This window comes from Streptomyces sp. NPDC051243, from assembly GCF_044455405.1.
Classification (GTDB): Bacteria; Actinomycetota; Actinomycetes; order Streptomycetales; family Streptomycetaceae; genus Streptomyces.
On record NZ_JBITES010000006.1, the window covers coordinates 166,936 to 186,665 of the forward strand.

Annotated in this window: 16 protein-coding genes and 1 tRNA gene; 10 read left to right on the forward strand and 7 right to left on the reverse strand. The window is 69.7% G+C overall.

Annotated features, from left to right (window positions below; translation table 11 throughout):
- Positions 1 to 33: 33 nt before the first annotated feature.
- Positions 34 to 930: a hypothetical protein gene (locus tag ACIBAG_RS17025; RefSeq protein WP_399105713.1), complete on the reverse strand. Its 897-nt coding sequence runs from the start codon at positions 928 to 930 to the stop codon at positions 34 to 36.
- Between the two features lie 193 nt (positions 931 to 1,123).
- Here ACIBAG_RS17025 and ACIBAG_RS17030 point away from each other — a divergent pair, with 193 nt between their 5' ends.
- A complete protein-coding gene (locus ACIBAG_RS17030; protein WP_399105715.1) occupies positions 1,124 to 1,888 on the forward strand; it encodes a S1 family peptidase in 765 nt (254 codons plus the stop codon).
- 23 nt (positions 1,889 to 1,911) lie between these two features.
- On the opposite strand, the gene ACIBAG_RS17035 is transcribed toward ACIBAG_RS17030, so the two are convergent.
- Complete coding sequence (locus tag ACIBAG_RS17035; RefSeq protein ID WP_399105717.1) at positions 1,912 to 3,690, reverse strand: beta-galactosidase family protein; 1,779 nt, start codon at positions 3,688 to 3,690, stop codon at positions 1,912 to 1,914.
- 86 nt (positions 3,691 to 3,776) lie between these two features.
- Between ACIBAG_RS17035 and ACIBAG_RS17040 the strand changes: the two genes are divergently transcribed.
- The 6 genes from ACIBAG_RS17040 to ACIBAG_RS17065 all read left to right on the forward strand — a co-directional run bounded on the left by ACIBAG_RS17040 (position 3,777) and on the right by ACIBAG_RS17065 (position 12,002).
- The gene (locus tag ACIBAG_RS17040; protein ID WP_399105719.1) at positions 3,777 to 4,664 is read left to right on the forward strand and encodes a helix-turn-helix domain-containing protein; all 888 of its coding nucleotides are present in this window, start codon (positions 3,777 to 3,779) and stop codon (positions 4,662 to 4,664) included.
- 24 nt (positions 4,665 to 4,688) lie between these two features.
- Positions 4,689 to 5,039, forward strand: a complete 351-nt coding sequence (locus ACIBAG_RS17045) for a chorismate mutase (RefSeq protein ID WP_399105721.1) — start codon at positions 4,689 to 4,691, stop codon at positions 5,037 to 5,039.
- A 292-nt stretch (positions 5,040 to 5,331) separates the two neighbouring features.
- On the forward strand, positions 5,332 to 5,877 hold the full coding sequence (locus ACIBAG_RS17050) for a two-component system response regulator (protein ID WP_399105723.1): 546 nt from the start codon (positions 5,332 to 5,334) through the stop codon (positions 5,875 to 5,877).
- 148 nt (positions 5,878 to 6,025) lie between these two features.
- Positions 6,026 to 8,530, forward strand: a complete 2,505-nt coding sequence (gene pepN / locus ACIBAG_RS17055) for an aminopeptidase N (RefSeq protein ID WP_399105725.1) — start codon at positions 6,026 to 6,028, stop codon at positions 8,528 to 8,530.
- Positions 8,531 to 8,772: 242 nt separating this feature from the next.
- The gene (locus tag ACIBAG_RS17060; RefSeq protein WP_399105727.1) at positions 8,773 to 10,233 is read left to right on the forward strand and encodes a pyridoxal phosphate-dependent decarboxylase family protein; all 1,461 of its coding nucleotides are present in this window, start codon (positions 8,773 to 8,775) and stop codon (positions 10,231 to 10,233) included.
- Complete coding sequence (locus tag ACIBAG_RS17065) at positions 10,230 to 12,002, forward strand: SidA/IucD/PvdA family monooxygenase (protein ID WP_399105729.1); 1,773 nt, start codon at positions 10,230 to 10,232, stop codon at positions 12,000 to 12,002. The genes ACIBAG_RS17060 and ACIBAG_RS17065 overlap by 4 nt, the downstream gene beginning before the upstream one ends.
- 33 nt (positions 12,003 to 12,035) lie before the next feature.
- On the opposite strand, the gene ACIBAG_RS17070 is transcribed toward ACIBAG_RS17065, so the two are convergent.
- On the reverse strand, positions 12,036 to 13,841 hold the full coding sequence (locus ACIBAG_RS17070) for a bifunctional metallophosphatase/5'-nucleotidase (RefSeq protein WP_399105731.1): 1,806 nt from the start codon (positions 13,839 to 13,841) through the stop codon (positions 12,036 to 12,038).
- A gap of 162 nt (positions 13,842 to 14,003) precedes the next feature.
- On the opposite strand from ACIBAG_RS17070, the gene ACIBAG_RS17075 reads away from it, so the two are divergent.
- Both ACIBAG_RS17075 and pyk read left to right on the forward strand, forming a co-directional pair.
- Positions 14,004 to 14,720, forward strand: coding sequence for an SIMPL domain-containing protein (locus tag ACIBAG_RS17075; protein WP_399105733.1), 717 nt, complete (start codon positions 14,004 to 14,006; stop codon positions 14,718 to 14,720).
- A 152-nt stretch (positions 14,721 to 14,872) separates the two neighbouring features.
- Positions 14,873 to 16,309 (forward strand): pyruvate kinase, encoded by a 1,437-nt coding sequence (gene pyk / locus ACIBAG_RS17080; protein WP_399105735.1) that lies wholly within the window; start codon positions 14,873 to 14,875, stop codon positions 16,307 to 16,309.
- Positions 16,310 to 16,368: 59 nt separating this feature from the next.
- Here pyk and ACIBAG_RS17085 read toward each other — a convergent pair whose 3' ends face one another.
- Positions 16,369 to 17,136: a helix-turn-helix domain-containing protein gene (locus ACIBAG_RS17085; protein ID WP_399105737.1), complete on the reverse strand. Its 768-nt coding sequence runs from the start codon at positions 17,134 to 17,136 to the stop codon at positions 16,369 to 16,371.
- A gap of 106 nt (positions 17,137 to 17,242) precedes the next feature.
- Positions 17,243 to 17,317: transfer RNA gene (locus tag ACIBAG_RS17090), tRNA-Leu, on the reverse strand.
- A 100-nt stretch (positions 17,318 to 17,417) separates the two neighbouring features.
- Between ACIBAG_RS17090 and ACIBAG_RS17095 the strand changes: the two genes are divergently transcribed.
- On the forward strand, positions 17,418 to 18,074 hold the full coding sequence (locus ACIBAG_RS17095) for an ANTAR domain-containing response regulator (protein WP_399105739.1): 657 nt from the start codon (positions 17,418 to 17,420) through the stop codon (positions 18,072 to 18,074).
- A gap of 79 nt (positions 18,075 to 18,153) precedes the next feature.
- Here ACIBAG_RS17095 and ACIBAG_RS17100 read toward each other — a convergent pair whose 3' ends face one another.
- Together ACIBAG_RS17100 and ACIBAG_RS17105 are read right to left on the reverse strand one after the other, a co-directional pair.
- Positions 18,154 to 18,870 (reverse strand): ABC transporter ATP-binding protein, encoded by a 717-nt coding sequence (locus tag ACIBAG_RS17100; protein ID WP_399105741.1) that lies wholly within the window; start codon positions 18,868 to 18,870, stop codon positions 18,154 to 18,156.
- Entirely contained in the window at positions 18,867 to 19,727 is an 861-nt protein-coding gene (locus ACIBAG_RS17105) for an ABC transporter ATP-binding protein (protein WP_399105743.1), read from the reverse strand. The genes ACIBAG_RS17100 and ACIBAG_RS17105 overlap by 4 nt, the downstream gene beginning before the upstream one ends.
- Positions 19,728 to 19,730: the final 3 nt, after the last annotated feature.

The following is a 19,730-nucleotide window of genomic DNA, read 5'->3' on the forward strand; positions in this document are numbered from 1 at the left end:
GCCGGAGGGCTCCGCCCTCTGGCCGGCGAACCCCTACGTATCGCACTCAAGCACCGTCCGGCACAACCCGCACCGCGCCCGAACCCTCCCCCGCACCGGCACCCGAATCCGCTGCTGACACGTAGGACACGGAAACGACACCCGCAGCGGCCCCCGCCCGTCCGGCGTGAACGCATACGGCACCTCCGGCCGGGTCCCCGCCCCGTGCTGGTCCTGCGCATGGCGCCGATCGCGGGCGTACCGCCGCCGCCCCGCCCAGCCGGCCGCCGTCAGCGGCGGCTGCTGCTCGTCGCGGCGGGCCTCGGCCAGGCCCTTCACATACGCCGCGTACGCCTGCGGACTGGTGAACCACACCGACGGATCCTCGGCGAACAGCAGCGCCCGCTTGGCGAGGACGTACCCGAACTCCTCCGGCGTCAGATACCCCAGCTTCTGCGAGGACGCCGCGTCCTCCCGGTACGCGTCGAGGAGCAGCCAGCCCGCACCCAGATACGTCGTCGCCGTGTCCGTGAGGATCTCGTTGTCCCGCGTGCCCGGGAAGGACAGCCCCAGGCGGTGCAGATACACATGCATCACCTCATGGGCGAGCGCCGCCCCGATGTCCCGGCGATGGGTGCGGAACCGGTCGTTCAGCTCGACGAAGTACTCCGGCCCGGCGGCGAGTTCGACGTTCGCCGCATGGCTCATCTCCCGGAAGCTGACGATCAGCCGGGCGTCCGGCAGCCGATAGTGCCGCACCAGCTCGCGGGCCACCCGCTGCGCGCCCAGATACAGATCATCCGTGTCGGCGAAGGCCACGTCGACCGGCGCCACGCTCGCCGCGAAGGTCTGGATGGTGTCGTACGACAGCCGCCTGTAGAGCGCGGTGATGGAAGCCCGCACCGTCTCCAGGTGTGGGAATCCGTGCTGAACCGGTCCGCCGTTCGCCACGTCCGTACCCCCAAGACGCCTTGAACCCGAATCCACTCTACGGGGATGAGAGGGGATTTTCCCCGGCGAGGTTCCACCGCCGGGGCGTGAGATCCGTCCTTGCCAGGCAGGCCATCCGATCTTCATACTGCGGGCCGCTCAACACGCCATGAAAGGACGTATGTTGACCCACAGCCTGCCGAAGAGAAGCGGCATGACCCTGGCCAAGAGAGCGGCGGCCGTCGGTGCCGTCGCGCTCGCGGTCGCCTCCCTCCAGCCCCTCAGCGCGAACGCCGCGTCCACCCGTGTCGTCGGTGGAACGCCCGCCGCGCAGAACGAGTTCCCGTTCATGGTCCATCTCTCCATGGGCTGCGGCGGGGCGCTCTACAAGAAGGACGTCGTCCTGACCGCCGCCCACTGCATGGACGGCTCCGGCAACAACACCAGCATCACCGTCACCGCCGGTGTCAACGACCTGAACTCCTCAGCCGCGATCAAGGTCAAGTCGACCAAGGTCAAGGTGGCCCCGGGCTACAACGGCAGCGGCAAGGACTGGGCGCTGATCAAGCTCGCCCGGCCCATCGACAAGCCGACGCTGAAGATCGCCACCACGGACCGCTACAACCGCGGCATGTTCACGATCGCCGGCTGGGGCGACATGAAGGAAGGGGCCGGCGAGGGCACGACCAAGCTCCAGAAGGCCACCGTTCCCTTCGTCGCCGACCGCATCTGCAAGCGCCACTACGGAAACCGGCTGGTGTCGAAGGAGGAACTGTGCGCCGGCTGGCAGAGCGGCGGCATCGACACCTGCCAGGGCGACTCCGGCGGCCCCATGTTCCGCAAGGACGACGCGGGCAAGTGGATCCAGGTCGGCATCGTCAGCTGGGGCGACGGCTGCGCCCGCGCCGGTGTGCCCGGTGTCTACACCGAGGTCAGCCACTTCGCCAAGGACATAGCCCGCGCGGCGAACGCCCTGTAGGCGTCCGCCGCACCAGGAGCACGTCAGACGGCCCGGAGCACCGGGGCACCGGCTTCCTCGCCGGACCCCGGCCGGGCCGTCCCGTCCAGCTCCAGCATCCAGACCTCGTTGACTCCCTCCCGCAGCACGGGACCCGGGACGTACAGCGAGCGCTGCGGCCCCGCGGACCAGTAACGGCCGAGACCGAAGCCGTTGATCCACACGAACCCGCGGGTCCGGCCCGGCAGCTCCAGACGGGCGTCACCGACGCCCCGCACGGTGACGGTGCCCCGGTACAGCCCCGGGGCACCGTCCCCGGGCAGCTCCCGCGACGGCACCGCCCGGACCCGCTCGACGTCGTCCAGCTCCTCCAGCCGCAGCCCACGCGCGCGTACGTCGTGCAGATACTGCCGCTCGTGCAGCACACCCCCGGTGATTCCCTTGGGCTCGCCCAGCCGGGGCCCGTAGTTCACCCGCCCCAGGGACTCCACCCACAGCTCCACGCGCGCGTGCCCCGCGACGGGCTCCTTGAGGCACACGTCGTCCTCGCCGAGCACCCCGGCCCGCTCCCCGTCGACGTACACCACGGCCAGATCCCGCAGCCCGCGCACCGTCAGCGGATACGGCTGCCGCGGCCCCGGCACCGTCACCTCGTACCGCACCAGGCCCCGCTCGACGCCCAGCTCCTCGAACGTGGGCGGCACGGGGCCGGACGTCTCCGGGCCGCCGAGCGTCTCCAGCACATCACCCAGGGGCGCCCAGCCGGTCAGGACCACCTCGGCCGGCGCGCCCAACGACACGGGCGCGGGCGGGACTTCGGGCAGCGGGCCGCCGGCGTACTCGGCGAGGACCTCCCGGAAGGCCCGGAACTTCGCCGTGGGGCGGCCGTACTCGTCGATCGGGGCGTCGTAGTCGTACGACGTCACGTCGGGCTCCAGCGGGCCGTCGTGCATCGCGCCGCCGCTGCGGTTGGCGCCCGCCCAGCCCGCGAAGTTCGTGCCGCCGTGCGCCATGTACAGGTTGACCGAGGCCCCGCACTCCAGGATCTCCCGCAGGGCCGCCGCCGCGTCCCCGGCATCCCGTACGACGTGCTCGCCGCCCCAGTGGTCGAACCAGCCGCACCAGAACTCCATGCACATCAGCGGGCCCTCGGGGCGGTGCCGGCGCAGCGTCTCGAACGCCCCGCGCGCGTGGGAGCCGAAGTTCACCGTCGCCAGGACGCCCGGGACCGAGCCGCCGGAGAGCATGTGGTCCTCGGGGCCGTCCGAGGTGAACAGCGGGACCGTGACACCGTGCTCGCGCAGCAGGCCGGCCAGGCGGCGCAGATACTCCGCGTCGGATCCGTAGCTGCCGTACTCGTTCTCGACCTGCACCATGATCACCGGGCCGCCGCGGTCGATCTGCCGGGGCACGACCTCGCCCAGCAGCCGCCCGAACCAGCTCGCCACGTGCCCCAGATAGCGCTCGTCGCGGGTACGCGCGCGTGGGCCCACCTCGGCCGTCAGCCAGTACGGCAGCCCGCCGTTCTCCCACTCGGCGCAGATGTACGGCCCCGGCCGCACGATCGCCCACAGCCCCGCCGCACGGGCCGCGTCCAGGAACCGGCCGAGCGCCGCCACGTCCCGGCTGCGGCCCGGCGCCGGCTCGTGCAGGTTCCACGGCACATACGTCTCCACGCAGTTCAGGCCCATCGCCCGCAGCATCGCCAGCCGGTGCCCCCAGTGCGCCTCGTGCACCCGGAAGTAGTGCAGCGCGCCGGACAGCAGCCGCACCGGCCGCCCGTCCAGCAGGAAATCCGTGTCCCCCACCGTGAACTCGCTCATGGCCCCACCCTCACCTCTGGCGGTGATCAGATCCATGGACAAAGATCGGCGCTGCTTGGACCGAAGCGACGCGGAGGGGACCGGGGATGTACCACACCTGGATGCGGTTCTTCACGCCCGGCCCCGCCCACCACCGCCTCGGCCTGGTCTGCCTCGGCGTCGGCCTCCAGTACGGCGCCCTGCCCACCGTCGGACCAAGGGTCCTGGACCACCACGTCGCCGTCGTGATCAGTACCGGCGGCGGGTGGTACGCCGATCCCGCGGGCCGCCGCGCCCCCGTCACCGCGCCCGCGCTGCTGTGGCTCACCCCCGGCGTGCCGCACCACTACGCGCCCGACCCCGCCACCGGCTGGGACGAGGGCTTCGTCGACTTCGCCGGGCCCGCCACCGCCTCGTACACCGAACTCGGCTACATCGAGCCCGACCGCCCCGTCGTGCCCCTCTCCGACGCCGCCGGCCCGCGCGCCGTCATCGGGCGCATGGCCCGCGCCGCCCGCCGCGACAACCCCTTCCTTGAGGTCGAGACCGGCGCCGCCGTCCACGAACTCCTCGTCGCCCTGCGCCGCGCCCGCGCCGACCTCGCACCCGACGGCGACCAGGTCCTCAAGGCCCTCGCCCGCGACGCCTGCCTGCCGCTGACGGTCGCCGACCACGCCGCCCGGCACGGCATGACCCTCACCGAACTGCGCACCGCCGTACGGCGCGGCGCCGGCTGCAGCCCCAAGGACTACCTGCTCGGCATCCGCCTCGGCCGCGCCAAGGAACTCCTCGCCGCCACCGACCTGCCCGTCGCCGCCGTCGCCCGCCGCGTCGGCTACGACGACCCCGCCTACTTCTCCCGCCTGTTCACCCGCCGCGTCGGCATGGCCCCCGTCCGCTTCCGCGCCCAGCAGGGCCGCACCGTACCCGGCGGCTGGAGCGACCAGGTCCCCGACCCCGACGACCCACCCAGGATCGAACGAACGACCATGTGAGACGGCCCCGTAGGCTGAGCCCCCATGACCACCAGCAACCCGTCCCCGGGCGACATCGACCCCGCTGTCCGTGAGGAGCTCGCCCGGCTGCGCGACAGCATCGACAACATCGACGCGGCCGTCGTCCACATGCTCGCCGAGCGCTTCAAGTGCACCCAGCAGGTCGGCCACCTCAAGGCCAGGCACCAGCTCCCGCCCGCCGACCCGGCCCGCGAGGCCCGGCAGATCGCCCGGCTGCGCACCCTCGCCGAGAACGCCAAGCTCGACCCGGCGTTCGCCGAGAAGTTCCTGGGCTTCATCATCGGCGAGGTGATCAGGCACCACGAGAGCATCGCCGAGGACACGATCAACGGCGCCGCGTCCACGGCGACATGACCCCGGTGCCCCGGCCCTGACGTCCGGATCACCCCGGCGGCGCGGAGGCTGCGGACGGCGCGGCACCGCACGGCCGAGCCGATCCGAACGCCAGGGCCCGGTCGCACGGTCGCACCCGCCCGCGCGCGGGCGACGCGAATGTGACGCCGGGCCCCGGACAGGCCCGCCCGGGGGAGTGACACGGCGGCCCGCGCCGGGCATGCTGCGCTGTGCACCGCATGTCAGCTGACACGCACTCCCCGTCAGCGCCCCGGACATACCCTGGCTGTCCACGTGGGAGGGACGTCGGGCCATGCCGTCGGATGCCAAGATCCTCATCGTCGACGATCACAAGGACACGCTGTACGCGCTGGAGAGCGCCCTGGCCCCCCTGGGCTACCGCCTCGCCCGCGCCACCAGCGGCGACGAGGCGCTCAAGCAGGTGCTCCGCGGCCAGGTCGGCCTGCTGCTCCTGGACGTCCGGATGCCCGGCGTCAGCGGCCTGGACGTGGTGCGCTACATGCGACGGGTCGAACAGACCCAGCACATACCGGTCGTCCTGCTCACCGGCTTCGGCACCGACCAGGAACTGATGTCCACCGCCTTCGGGCTCGGCGTCGCCGACCTCGTCACGAAGCCCATCGACCCCTGGACACTGCGCACCAAGGTCCGCTACCTGTACGACGCCTACCGGCGCCAGCGCGCCCTGGAGCAGGAGGTCCGCGAGTTACGCGCCCTGGTCAAGGACGACCCCGGCGCCCCGGAACCCGGACCACGCCCCGCACTGCCCCACCCCGACACCCGCGTCCCACCGCAGCGCGACAGCCCCGCGGCGACGCCGACCACGGAACGGACATGACGCCGATCGCGCAACGGACATGACGCCGATCGCGCAACGAACATGACGCCGATCGCGCAACGAACATGACGCCGGCCATGAGGCGGACATAACGCCCTTACTGATCCGCCCCTGTGCCTTGTCAGCGGCATCAGGCAGCATGTCGTCCATGTCCGTACTCACGCGCGACGAAGCGCAGACCCGTGCCCAGCTCCTCGACGTCCACCGCTACACGATCGAACTCGACCTGACCACAGGTGACGAGACCTTCGACTCCCACACCGTCATCCGGTTCACCACGCGCGCGGACCAAGCGGACACGGACACCTTCGTCGAGATCAAGCCGGCCGAACTGCGCACCGTCACCCTCGACGGACAGCCCCTCGACCCCGAGACCCTGGACGGCAACCGGCTGCCCCTGAAGGACCTCACCGCCGGCGAGCACGAACTGCGCGTCGACGCGGCCATGCGCTACTCCCGCACCGGCGAGGGCATGCACCGCTTCACCGACCCCGTCGACGGCGAGACCTACCTCTACACGCAGCTGTGCATGGACGACGCCCAGCGCGTCTTCGCCGCCTTCGACCAGCCCGACCTCAAGGCCGTCTTCTCCTTCACCGTCACCGCACCCGCCGAGTGGACCGTCCTCGGCAACGGCATCGCCACCCAGGACGGCCCCGGCCGCTGGACCGTCGCCGACACCCCGCCGATCTCCACCTACCTCGCCGCGATCGCCGCCGGCCCCTACCACTCGATCCGCACCGAGCACCGCGGCCTGCCCTTCGCCCTGCACTGCCGCCGCTCCCTCGCCCCGTTCCTGGACGCCGACGCCGACGAACTCCTCGACGTCACCCGGGCCTGCTTCGACCGCTACCACGAGACGTTCGACGAGCCCTACCCCTTCGACTCCTACGACCAGGCGTTCGTCCCCGAGTTCAACGCCGGCGCCATGGAGAACCCCGGACTCGTCACCTTCCGCGACGAGTTCGTCTACCGCTCCGCCGTCACCGACACCGAGCGCCAGACCCGCGCCATGGTCATCGCCCACGAGATGGCCCACATGTGGTTCGGCGACCTCGTCACCCTGCGCTGGTGGGACGACATCTGGCTCAACGAGTCCTTCGCCGAGTACATGGGCTACCAGACCTGCGCCGAAGCCACCCGCTTCACCGACATCTGGACCGACTTCGGCGTCGCCCGCAAGGCCTGGGGCTACGACGCCGACCAGCGCCCCTCCACCCACCCTGTCGCCCCCGAGGCCGTCAACGACACCGCCGAGGCCCAGCTCAACTTCGACGGCATCTCCTACGCCAAGGGCGCCTCCGCGCTGCGTCAACTCGTCGCCTGGCTCGGCGAGAAGGACTTCCTCGCCGGCATCAACATCCACTTCGCCCGGCACAAGTTCGCCAACGCCACCCTCGCCGACTTCATCGACTCCCTCGCCGCCGCCACCGAACGCGACGTCCACGCCTGGGCCGACGCCTGGCTGCGCACCACCGGCGTCGACACCCTCACCCCGGCCGTCACCCCCGGCGACAACGGCACCTACAGCCTCACCGTCGACCACGCCGGCAGCCGCCCCCACCGCATCGCCGTCGGCCTGTACGACCAGGACCTCGGCGACAACGAGGGCCACCTCGTCCTGCGCGAACGCCTCGACCTCGACGTCCCGCACACGGCCCCGCTGCCCATCGGCAAGCGCCCCGCCCTGCTGCTCCTCAACGACGGCGACCTCACCTACGCCAAGGTCCGCTTCGACCCCGAGTCCTTCGAGACCATCCGCAAGAGCCTCGCCGGACTGCCCGAACCCCTCACCCGCGCGGTCGTCTGGAACGCCCTGCGCGACGCCGTCCGCGACGGCGAGCTGCCCGCCACCGCCTACCTGGAGGCCGCCCGCGCCCACCTGCCGCACGAGACCGACCTCGCCATCGTCCAAGGCGTCCTCGCCTTCGCCACCACCCAGATCGCCGACCGCTACCTCGCCCCCGAGGAACGCCCCACCGCCCTGGCCACCCTCTCCTCCCTGTGCCGCGACCTCATCCGCCGCACCGAGGACGGCGACAACCCCGGCCTGCGCCTGATCGCCGTACGCCACTTCATCGACGTCGCCGCCCACCCCGACACGATCGCCGCCTGGCTCGCCGACGGCACCGTGCCCGGCGGACCCGAACTCGACCCCGAGCTGCGCTGGCGCGTCCTCTGCCGCCTCGCCGTCCTCGGCGCCGTCGACGAAGCCGCCATCACCGCCGAACTGGAACGCGACCCGAGCGCCACCGGCCAGGAGGGCGCCGCCCGCTGCCGGGCAGCCCTGCCCGACGAGGACGCCAAGGCCAAGGCCTGGGACGCCATGTTCGCCACCGACGAGAGCAACGACCTGTCCAACTACCTCTTCACCGCCACCGCCCAGGGCTTCTGGCAGCCCGAACAGGCAGACCTCGTACGGAGCTACGTCGCGCGCTACTACAAGGACGCGGTCGCCCTCGCCGCCCGCCGCGGCCCCGCCATCGCCGACGCCGCCGGCCGCTACGCCTTCCCGGCCTACACCGTCGACGCCGAAGCCCTGCGACTGGGCGAGGAGTGCCTGCGCGACGGCGAGCCGATCCCGGCGCTGCGACGTAGGCTCGCCGACCAACTCGACGACCTGGCACGGGCTTTGCGGGTACAAGAAGCGTAGGCCGCCGGTCCCCGCGACGTAGCGGCAACCGGCTTCCGACGGTGAACGTCCGGGGGCCGATCGACCTGCTCGATCGGCCCCCGCAAGCCCCCTTACTCCGCGACGATCCGTACGCCACCCCGACACGCTTTCCCCGCACGCAGGTACCCCCTTTCGGGTTCCGATCGTTGGGCTTTTCGGGCGTGACCACGCATCCGGGTACAAGCTGGTAATCCCTCTTGCCCAGCGCCCGGGAGGACACGATGAGCGCGTCGGCGTCGCTCGCGTCAGGCCCTGAAGGTCCGCACGCCCTGCGGCCGTTGCTCGACACCGTGCTCGACGCGCTGAGCGAGGGCGCCCGGGCGCGCGGCGGACCACTGCCCTCGGGCGGCCCGGACGCGGTAGCCACGCGCGTACGGGACGCGCTCGGCGACGTCCTGCCGGACCAGGGCGACCCGAACGCCCTCCACGCCGTCGTCCGGTCCCTCGCAGAGAACGCCGCCGACCCCGCGGACCCCTACTGCGCCGCCCACCTCCACTGCCCACCCCTCGCCCTCGCCACCGCCGCCGACCTGGCCGCCTCCGCCCTCAACCCCTCACTGGACTCCTGGGACCAGGCTCCCGGGGCATCGGAGCTGGAGGCGTTGGTCACGGGAGCGCTCGCACGGGAGGTCTACCGCGGTCCCGGACTTCACGACCCGACGAACGGGGCGGAGCCCCTTCAGAACGGGACGGGCAGGGGCGGCGAGGGCGAGAAAACCCCCGCACAGCCCGACGCCCTCATCACCACCGGCGGCACCGAATCCAACCACCTCGCCCTCCTCCTCGCCCGAGAAGCCCACGGCACCGGCGTCCGACTCGTCCACGGTGCCAACGCCCATCACTCACTGCCCCGCGCCGCATGGCTGCTCGGCCTGCCGGAGCCCGTCGTCGTACCCGCCCCGGCCGGCACCCTGGACCCGGCCGCCCTCGACGAAGCCCTCACACACCTGCCGGGCCCGCACGGCTCCCTCGTGGTCGCCGCCACCGCCGGCACCACCGACGCCGGGCTCATCGACCCCCTCCCGCAGATCGCCGCCCTGTGCACGGCCCACGGCGCCCGACTCCACGTCGACGCCGCCTACGGCGGAGCCCTCCTCTTCAGCGACCGCTACCGCGACCGGCTCACCGGCCTCGACGCCGCCGACACCGTCACCCTCGACCTGCACAAACTCGGCTGGCAGCCGGTCGCCGCAGGCGTCCTCGCCGTCCGGGACCCACGCGACCTCGCCGTGCTGCACCACCGCGCCGACTACCTCAACGCCGAGGACGACACCGAGGCGGGCCTGCCCGACCTCCTCGGCCGCTCCCTGCGCACCAGCCGCCGGCCCGACGTCCTCAAGATCGCCGTCACCCTCAAGGCCCTCGGTCGCACCGGCCTCGGCCGACTCGTCGAGCAGGTCTGCGACAGGGCCCGCGAGTTCGCCGCCCTCGTCGACGACCACCCCGGGTTCGAGCTCCACGACCCGCCCACCATCAGCACGGTCCTGTTCCGGCCGGCACCCGCCACCGACGACGCCGTCGCCGCCGTACGCCGAAGGCTCCTCACCGAGGGCCGCGCCGTACTCGGCCGGGCCCGGATAAACGGGCGCCTGTGGCTCAAGGCCACACTCCTCAACCCCCACACGCACCCGGACGACCTGGCCGCCCTCCTGAAACTGGTGGAAGGAAACACCCCCCGATGACCCCCCAGCCAAACCCCCACACCGACCCCGACGCGGGCCCCCGCAGCACGGAGCCCCACGCAGGCCCCCGCAGCACGGCGCCCCACGCAGGCTCCCGCCACACCGAGCCGCCCCACGCCGGTGCCCGAGCCACCCCGCACGCCGGTTCTCACGGCCCGTCCCAGGCCGACACACACGCCCGTTCCCAAGCCGCCCCCAACACGGGTGGCCACACCAGCCCGACCCCCCACCCGACCCCCCACGCGGCCCCCCGCAAAAGCCCCACCGCGAGCCCCCACACCGATCCGCGCGCGGCGACCCCTCACCCAACCCCGCCACCAACCCCTCACCCAACCCCGCCACCAACCCCTCAGCCGGACCCAGACCCCGACCCCGACACCCCACGCGACCTCGTCGGCATCGGCATCGGCCCCTTCAACCTCTCCCTCGCCGCCCTCGCCCACCCCCTTGCCGAACTCGACGCCGTCTTCTACGAACAGCGCACCGCCTTCTCCTGGCACCCCGGCCTGCTCATCGACGGCGCGCGCATCCAGGTCCCCTTCCTCGCCGACCTGGTCACGCTCGCCGACCCCGCCAGCCCCTGGTCCTTCCTCAACTACCTCAAGACCCGCGACCGGCTCTTCCCCTTCTACTTCGCCGAGCGCTTCCACATCCAGCGCGCCGAGTACGACGCCTACTGCCGCTGGGTCTGCGAGAACCTCCCCGGACTGCGCTTCGGCCACCAGGTCGACGCCGTCCGCTTCAACACCGAACGCGACGTCTTCGAGGTCGACTTCACCCAGCTCGACCCGGACGGCGAGGCCGAGGCGCTCGGCCGCACCTACACCCGGAACATCGTCCTGGGCGTCGGCACCGAGCCCTACGTCCCCGACCCGCTCAGGCCCCTCGTCGACGCACCCGCCGTCCCCGTCATCCACGCCGCCGACTACCTCGACCACCGCGACAGACTCCTCGCCGCCGAGCACATCACCGTCATCGGATCGGGACAGTCCGGCGCCGAGGTCTTCCTGGACCTCCTCCGCCGCCGCCCCGCCGGACGCGAAGGGCTGCACTGGCTCGGCCGCACGGGCGCCTTCGCACCCATGGAGTACTCCAAGCTCGGCCTGGAGCACTTCACCCCCGACTACACCCGCTACTTCCACGCCCTCGACGAACCCGTCCGCGACAAGCTCCTCGCCTCCCAGTGGCAGCTCCACAAGGGCATCGACGCCGAGACCCTCGCCGCGATCCACGACGAGCTCTACCGCCGCACCCTGCACGGCGGCTGGCCCGAGGTCGTCCTCACCCCCGGCGTCCGCGTCCGCACCGGCGGCCGCATCGCCACCACCAAGGTCGAACTCCACCTGGAGCACGTCCACCAGAACACCCGCTCACGCCTGACCACCGACGCCGTCGTCCTGGCCACCGGATACCGCGAACGCTCCCTCGACTGCCTCCTCGCCGGCCTCGACCCCTACCTGCGCCGCGACAGCCAGGAACGCCCCCGCGTCGACGACCACAACCGCCTGGTCATGGACCCCACCGTCACCGGCTCCGGCTGCAACATCTACGTCCAGAACGCCGAACGCCACACCCATGGCATCGGCACCCCCGATCTCGGCCTCGCGGCCTGGCGCAGCGCCGGCATTCTCAACTCCCTCACCGGCAAGGAGCCCTACCCCCTCCCCACCCGCACCGCCTTCACCACCTTCGGCCTGCAACAGCAGGAGCCCCAGATCCCGCGAGCGCGTCAGCCCAAAACACTGACACCGCTCCTCGACGGGATCTGAGGCCCCTCACATCTGGTGAGACAGCCGGGGTACCTAGAACACCGGCGTGCCGTTCCGCGTGAGCTTCCAGTCCACCGACGCGAACTCCTTCGGGTCCAGCACACCCTTCGCGGTCACCCACTCCGCGATCCGGGTCCGGATCTCCGTCGACTCCGCCCACAGCTCCTGAGCCGACGCCACATGCGGGAACGCCCCGCCGCCATTGGCCCGGTAGTTGTTCACCGCGAACACGAACTTCTGGGCGTCGTCCAGCGCGGCACCGTTGTAGGACAGGTTCCTGATCCGCGAACCGGCCGCCTGGGCGATGTCGATCTCGTACGACAGCCCCGACACGTAGTCGTAGTTGTAGTCCGGGCGGTTGTTCGCGTTCGTCAGCTTGTCCACCTCGACCGCCGCGTCGGCGGCCGTCTGCACGAAGTACTCCGCCGAATACTCCAGGTACGCCTTGATCTGCGCACCCGTCATCAGCTTCGCGACCAGCGTGTTGTCGTACACGTACAGGCTCGACAGATCCCGGATCGTCACATCACCGGCCGGGATCTCCGAGGTCCGCGAGAACGGCGACGCCTGCGAGATGACGGGCAGCGAGGCGTACTCCGTACCCGCCAGCGCCGCCCTGGCCACGTCCTCCTGGACCTTGGTGATCAGATCGATGATCGGGGCGTCCTTGTAGCGGGCCTCGACCGTCGTCAGCTTCTCGGTCGCCGTACCGACCACCTGGTTGACGTACTCCACGACGATGTCGTGATCGTCCTTCAGCAGCTTGGTGATCTTTGGGTCGTCGGCGACCGTCTTCGAGTCCCGCACCGTCGCCTTCACCGACTCGACCGTCCAGCGGCCCTTCTCGAAGACCAGCTCGAAGTCGAAAAGCGTCAGCCGCTGCGCGAAGCACAGCGGCTCCGACAGCACGACCGTCTTGCCAGTCTTCTCGTTCGTGACCAGCAGCTCCGCGATCTCCGTGTGCGCGTGCCCGACCAGGATCGCGTCGATCCCCGGCACCTTCTGCGCCACCAGCGCCGACGAGTTCTCGATGTACGGCAGCGAGTCACCGTACGACGACGTACCCGAAGAACCCGAGTGCGCCGACACGACCACCACATCCGCGCCCATCGACCGCAGCTTCGGCACCCACTTCGCGGCCTGCTCCTCCAGACCCGGGAACACCATCTTGCCCTCGACGTACGCCTTGTCCCAGATCGCGATACCCGGGTTGGTCAGACCGAGGACCGCCACCTTCACCGGCGGGGCACCCGGCACCCGGAACTTCTTGATGAAGTACGGAGGAAACGCCGGCTTGAGGGTCTTCGCGTCCAGCGCGTTCGCACCGAGCAGCGGGAAGTCGCACTGCTCCTCGAACTTCCGCAGCGTCTCGATGCCGTAGTTGAACTCGTGGTTGCCCAGCGCCACCGCGTCATAGCCGATGGCGTTCATCGCCGCGGCCATCGGGTGGACCGGACCGCCCTGAGCGGTGATCGGGTCCACCTTCGCGTAGTAGTACGTCAGCGGCGTGCCCTGGATCGTGTCGCCCGCGTCGATCAGCAGCGTGTTGCAGCGGCCCTTCTCCGCACGGACCTGGCTCACCAGCGTCGAGACCCGCGCCAGACCCTTCGCGTTGCCCTTGGCGTCCGAGAACTCGGCGTCCTTGAAGTAGTCCCAGTTGAAGATGTTGCCGTGCAGGTCGGTCGTGCCCATCACCGTCAGGGAGTAGCGCTTGGCGGGCTTCTTCACCGCCGTGGCTTCGGCAGCCTGCGCCGCCGGAGCCGCCGCCGCACCGGCGATCGCCACCCCCGCCCCGGTCACGGCGGACTTCTTCAGGAACTTCCGGCGGTCCAACGGCATGAGTGCTTCTCCTGGGGGAATGGTCAACAACGCGCGTAGATAACGCGCGTAGATTCTGACCTGGGCATGGCGAGAAACAACAGACCCCGCAGGTTTCGATCTGATGACCGAAGCTGTGAACTCCCAGACCCCAACCAGTCAATGAGTGACAGAGTGGGACGTATGACCAGCCCAGCGCCCGACGACCCCCAGCCCGCCGTCCCCTACGGCACCCCCGACGCCCCCCGCATCGCCGTCCGCGGCGAGGCCCACCTCGAAGTCGACCCCGAAATCGCCCGCATCGGCGTCACCGTCGCCTCCCGCGGCAAGGACCGCCGCGCCGCCCTCGACGACCTCACCCGCCGCAACACCACCGTCCTCGACCTCATCAAAACCTACGGCGACGCCGTCGAACGACTCGAAACCGGCGCCTTCTCCATCAGCCCCGAACTCAAGGACAAAGGCCGCGGCGAACGCGTCCACGCCTACCACGGCCGCGTCCACATCACCGCCGTCCTCACCGACTTCACCGCCCTCGGCGAACTCACCACCCGCCTCGCCGACCTGGACCTCACCCGCGTCGACGGCCCCTGGTGGGCACTGCGCCCCGACTCGCCCGCCCACCGCGAGGCAAGGCAACAAGCAGTACGCGAAGCGGTACAACGCGCGCGAGAGTACGCCGAAGCGCTGGGAAGCACACTTGCCGCGCTGGTGGAACTCGCAGACATCGGCGCGGAAGCCCCCGCCTATCCGCAGGCCCCCGGCAGCCGAATGCGCTCCATGGCCTACGGCGCCGCCACCGAGGACACCGCAGCCGCCCCCCTCGACCTCGAACCCGAACGGCAACGCGTCTACGCCCAAGTGAACGCCCGATTCACGATGACGCCACCCCGGCTGTGAATATCCCGGGTCACCCTGACGGGGTGCTTCGAACGCTCATCGGAGCACCCCGCCGCACAATTCAACACTTGTCAACGGCCCTTCACCCAAAGGTTGTTGGGTAGTCACGCCGGACGAATTCTCTACCCGCCGGTAAGTCATAGAGTCGAAACATGCGCCGAGCGAAAATCGTCTGCACCCTGGGCCCCGCCACCGACTCCTACGACCAGATAAAGGCACTGGTCGACGCCGGAATGGACGTCGCCCGATTCAACCTCAGCCACGGCAGCTACGCCGACCACGAGGAGCGCTACCAGCACGTACGCAAGGCCTCCGACGAGACCGGCCGCAGCGTCGGCATCCTCGCCGACCTTCAAGGCCCGAAGATTCGCCTCGGCCGCTTCACCGAAGGCCCCGTACTCCTTGAACGCGGCGACACCTTCACCATCACCGTCGAAGAGGGCGCAGAGGGCAACCGCGAGCAGTGCGGAACGACGTACGGCGGCCTCGCCGACGACGTCACCCCAGGCGAACGCATCCTCGTCGACGACGGCAAGGTCAGCCTCGAAGTCACCTCCGTCGACGGCCCACGCGTCAACACGACGGTGATCGAAGGCGGCATGGTCTCCGACAACAAGGGCCTGAACCTGCCGGGTGTAGCGGTGTCCGTCCCTGCCCTTTCCGAGAAGGACGAGGCAGACCTCCGCTGGGCGCTGCGCACGGGCTTCGACGTCATCGCACTGTCGTTCGTCCGGAGCGGACGCGATATCGAGGACGTGCACAGGATCATGGACGAGGAAGGCCGCCGACTCCCCGTGATCGCCAAGGTCGAGAAGCCGCAGGCGGTGGAGGCCATCGACGACATCGTGGCGGCCTTCGACGGCATCATGGTCGCGCGGGGCGACCTCGGCGTGGAGATGCCGCTGGAGCAGGTCCCGATCGTCCAGAAGCGCGCCATCAAGCTGGCCAAGCGCAACGCCAAGCCGGTGATCGTCGCGACGCAGATGCTCGACTCGATGATCGACAACTCCCGCCCGACGCGTGCGGAGGCGAGCGATGTCGCCAACGCGGTCATCGACGGCACGGACGCGGTGATGCTCTCCGGCGAGACGAGCGTCGGCAAGTACCCGATCGAAACGGTCCGCACGATGGCGAAGATCGTCGAAGCGGCCGAGGAGGACATCCTCGCGAAAGGGCTCCCGCCCCTGACCGAACGCAACAAGCCCCGCACCCAGGGCGGCGCAGTCGCCCGCGCGGCCGCCGAGATCGGCGACTTCCTGGGCGCCAGGTTCCTGGTCGCCTTCACCCAGTCGGGCGACACGGCCCGCCGCCTGTCCCGCTACCGCTCCCCGATCCCGCTGCTGGCGTTCACGCCGGAGCCGGCGACTCGGTCGCAGCTGAATCTGACGTGGGGGGTGGAGACGTTCCTGGGGCCGCATGTGGACTCGACGGACGCGATGGTCGACCAGGTGGATGAGCTGTTGCTGAAGTACGGCCGCTGCAAGAAGGGCGACACGGTCGTCATCACGGCGGGGTCGCCTCCGGGGGTGTCGGGGTCGACGAACATGGTGCGGGTGCATCACATCGGGGAGGACGACAGTCCCAAGTAGCAGGCGGAGGGCCCCTCTTCAGCTTTGAGTAGGGGCCCTTTGGTGTGTTGGGGGGGAGGTCAGTGTTTGGGGCCTACGTGGGCGTCCATGAGGGCTACGGAGGCTTTGCGGGCGATGGAGATGTTGAACGGGTCGCTGCCGCGCGCGAGGGTGGTCCACTCGACGCCGACCTTGTCGAGAGTGTCGGTGAAGAGCTTCCGGATGTCGTCGGACTTGTTGGTGAAGAAGTACCGCGGGTATTCGTAACGCTTGCGCTCACCGCCGACCATGCGGGTGGTCCAGTTGGTGATGCGGCAGCCGTCGGAGTGGATGAGGCCGCGGATGAACTCCCAGGGGTGGGCGTCGACGATTTCCTGCTGCCAGGGTTCGAGGGCGATCGTGCGCTGGTGCTTCTTGCCGGGGCCGTGCTGGGGGAGCAAGCAGACCCAGTGTTTGGTGTAGGACTTGACGTCGACGCAGCCAGCGCGCTGAAGACGGCTGATATTGGGCTCGGGCAGGACCCTGCACATGGCGTCTTCGGCAGCGTCGACCAAGCCAGGCCAGGAAGCAGTGCACGTGACCATGAGGTAGTGCTGCCTCGGCTTGGAGATGACGTAGCCGTCGCCGAGGTAGAGGCCAAGCAGGTAGGCGTATGCGACGCGGTCCTCTGGGAGCCCTGGTGTGTCTTGGCATCGGATGCAGGGCGGAGTTCGGGACAGGGGCTCGAGTCGACTCAGCCAACGAGTGATCGCGTGCCGGGAAATGCCCATCTCCTTGCTCACGGAGTTCAGGCTGCGCCCTTGCTCTACTAGGGCCAGTGCTTGCTTGCGTGTGCTGACGTCGTACATGCGATCACTCTGTGAGAGTGATCCCGACGACACGCAGCAAAAAGCGGATGTTCACGAGAACGTGGACATCCGCTTTGGAGTGGAGACCTTGGAAACGAAGGAAAAGTGCCCCAGGTGGGATTCGAACCCACACTGTCCGCTGTTTGAGAGCGGCCTCTCTAACCAGTTGGAGTACTGGGGCCTTAGAAAGGAAGGAGAAGTGCAACCCCTTGGGCACCCACCTTACCGCAGCTAGGTAGTCTCTTGTCAGCAGCACCCCTGCCCCTGAACGAGGAGCCCCCGTGACCGCCCCCGAGTCGCCCCAGCCCGTAGACGCGCCCGACGACGACAAGTCGCACGTGCCTCCGCTGACGACCCGTGTCGTCATCGCCGAGGACGAGGCGCTGATCCGGCTCGATCTCAAAGAGATGCTCGAAGAAGAGGGGTACACCGTCGTCGGTGAGGCCGGTGACGGTGAGCAGGCCATCGAGCTGGCCCGTGAGCACCAGCCGGACCTCGTGATCCTCGATGTGAAGATGCCGAAGCTGGACGGTATTTCGGCGGCGGAGAAGATCGCCGAGGAGGGGATCGCTCCCGTCCTCATGCTCACCGCCTTCTCGCAGCGTGACCTCGTTGAGCGCGCGCGGGATGCCGGTGCGATGGCGTACCTGGTCAAGCCGTTCAGCAAGAGCGACGTCGTGCCGGCGATCGAGATGGCCGTCTCGCGGTTCACGGAGCTGAAGGAGCTGGAGAAGGAGGTCGCGGACCTCACGCTGCGGCTGGAGACGCGGAAGCTGGTGGATCGGGCGAAGTCGATCCTGCAGACCGAGTACGGGCTGACGGAGCCGGCGGCGTTCCGGTGGATTCAGAAGACGTCGATGGATCGTCGGATGTCGATGCAGCAGGTCGCCGAGGCGGTCATTCAGGATGCCGAGGAGAAGAAGGCCGGCAAGGGCTGACATGACGTAGCGGAGCAGCATGAGTGAGGCCCGCGCCCCCGGTCAGGGGGCGCGGGCCTCACTCATGTGGGCTGGGTGATCAGTCCTCGCCCAGGTACGCCTTCCGCACGGACTCGTCGTGCAGCAGGTCCTGGCCGGTGCCGGACAGGACGATGTTGCCGACCTCCATGACGTGTCCCTGGTCGGCGAGCGAGAGGGCTGCCTGGGCGTTCTGCTCGACGAGGAGGATCGTCGTGCCCTGGGACTTCAGCTCGGCGATGGTCGCCATGATCTTCTGCATCATGATGGGGGAGAGGCCCATGGAGGGCTCGTCGAGCATGAGCAGTTTCGGCTGGGACATCAGGGCTCGGCCCATGGCGAGCATCTGCTGTTCGCCGCCGGAGAGGGTGCCTGCCGCCTGGTTGCGGCGTTCTCCGAGGATGGGGAAGAGGTCGTATGCCTTCTGGATGTCCTTTTCGATGCCGTCCTTGTCCTTGCGGAGGAAGGCGCCGAGCTGGAGGTTCTCGAAGATGGTCAGGCGCGGGAAGATGTGCCGGCCTTCGGGGGAGTGGGCGAGGCCCAGGGAGACGATCTTGTGGGCGGGGATGCCGGTGAGGGGCTTCCCGTCGAAGATGATCTTTCCGGAGGTCGGCTTGAGCAGGCCGGAGAGGGTGCGCAGGGTGGTCGTCTTGCCGGCGCCGTTGGTGCCGATGAGGGTGACGACCTGGCCGGCCTCGACGCTGAAGGAGATGCCTTTGACGGCTTCGATCTTGCCGTAGGCGACCCGGAGGTCTTCGACCTCGAGCAGTGCGGTCACTGGGCGTCTCCCTTGGTGCTGGTGGTGCTGGTCGCGTCGGCCGCGGCTTCGGCGGCCTCGACTTCGGCGGCCTCCGCCTCGCCGGGGTCGCCTTCGAAGGGCTCGCCCAGGTAGGCGGCGACGACGCGTTCGTCGGCCTGGACGACCTCGGGGGTGCCCTCGACGAGTTTTTCGCCCTGGACGAGGACGGAGACGCGGTCGCTCAGGTTGAAGACGAAGCGCATGTCGTGCTCGATGAGGAGGACGGCGATGCCCTTGTCGCGGATGGCGAAGACCAGCTCTTCGGTGGCGCGGGTCTCCTGGGGGTTCATGCCGGCGGTCGGTTCGTCGAGGAGCAGCAGGCCGGGTTCGCTCGCGAGCGCTCGTGCGATTTCGAGCTTGCGCTGTTCGCCGTAGGGCAGGTTGCGGGCGAGGTGGTCGCGCTTGCCGGCGAGGCCGATGAACTCGAGGAGTTCCATGGCTCGTTCTTCGCTGGCCTTTTCGGCCTTCTTGAAGCCGGGGCCGCGCAGGAGGGCGGACCAGAGGCCTTCCTTGGTGCGGGTGTGGCGGCCGACGAGGACGTTCTCCAGGACCGTCATGTTGGCGAAGAGCCGGATGTTCTGGAACGTGCGGGCGATGCCCGCCTTGGTCACCAGGTGCGGCTTGGGCGGGAGGACGGTGCCTTTGTAGGAGACGGTGCCCTCGGTGGGGACGTACAGGCCGGTGAGGCAGTTGAAGAAGGTTGTCTTGCCGGCGCCGTTGGGCCCGATGAGGCCGACGATCTCGCCCTCGTTGACGGTGAAGTCCACGGAGCGGACGGCGGTGAGGCCGCCGAACCGCATGGTGACGTCGCGGGCTTCGAGTACTGGTGTCGTCATGGG

What these genes read in the sequence shown, in the direction of transcription:
- ACIBAG_RS17030 (WP_399105715.1), top strand. Translation starts at nt 1,124, where the DNA reads ATGACCCTGGCCAAGAGAGCGGCGGCCGTCGGTGCCGTCGCGCTCGCG.
- ACIBAG_RS17035 (WP_399105717.1), bottom strand. Translation starts at nt 3,690, where the DNA reads ATGAGCGAGTTCACGGTGGGGGACACGGATTTCCTGCTGGACGGGCGG.
- ACIBAG_RS17040 (WP_399105719.1), top strand. Translation starts at nt 3,777, where the DNA reads ATGTACCACACCTGGATGCGGTTCTTCACGCCCGGCCCCGCCCACCAC.
- ACIBAG_RS17045 (WP_399105721.1), top strand. Translation starts at nt 4,689, where the DNA reads ATGACCACCAGCAACCCGTCCCCGGGCGACATCGACCCCGCTGTCCGT.
- ACIBAG_RS17050 (WP_399105723.1), top strand. Translation starts at nt 5,332, where the DNA reads ATGCCGTCGGATGCCAAGATCCTCATCGTCGACGATCACAAGGACACG.
- pepN (WP_399105725.1), top strand. Translation starts at nt 6,026, where the DNA reads ATGTCCGTACTCACGCGCGACGAAGCGCAGACCCGTGCCCAGCTCCTC.
- ACIBAG_RS17060 (WP_399105727.1), top strand. Translation starts at nt 8,773, where the DNA reads ATGAGCGCGTCGGCGTCGCTCGCGTCAGGCCCTGAAGGTCCGCACGCC.
- ACIBAG_RS17065 (WP_399105729.1), top strand. Translation starts at nt 10,230, where the DNA reads ATGACCCCCCAGCCAAACCCCCACACCGACCCCGACGCGGGCCCCCGC.
- ACIBAG_RS17070 (WP_399105731.1), bottom strand. Translation starts at nt 13,841, where the DNA reads ATGCCGTTGGACCGCCGGAAGTTCCTGAAGAAGTCCGCCGTGACCGGG.
- ACIBAG_RS17075 (WP_399105733.1), top strand. Translation starts at nt 14,004, where the DNA reads ATGACCAGCCCAGCGCCCGACGACCCCCAGCCCGCCGTCCCCTACGGC.
- pyk (WP_399105735.1), top strand. Translation starts at nt 14,873, where the DNA reads ATGCGCCGAGCGAAAATCGTCTGCACCCTGGGCCCCGCCACCGACTCC.
- ACIBAG_RS17085 (WP_399105737.1), bottom strand. Translation starts at nt 17,136, where the DNA reads ATGTACGACGTCAGCACACGCAAGCAAGCACTGGCCCTAGTAGAGCAA.
- ACIBAG_RS17105 (WP_399105743.1), bottom strand. Translation starts at nt 19,727, where the DNA reads ATGACGACACCAGTACTCGAAGCCCGCGACGTCACCATGCGGTTCGGC.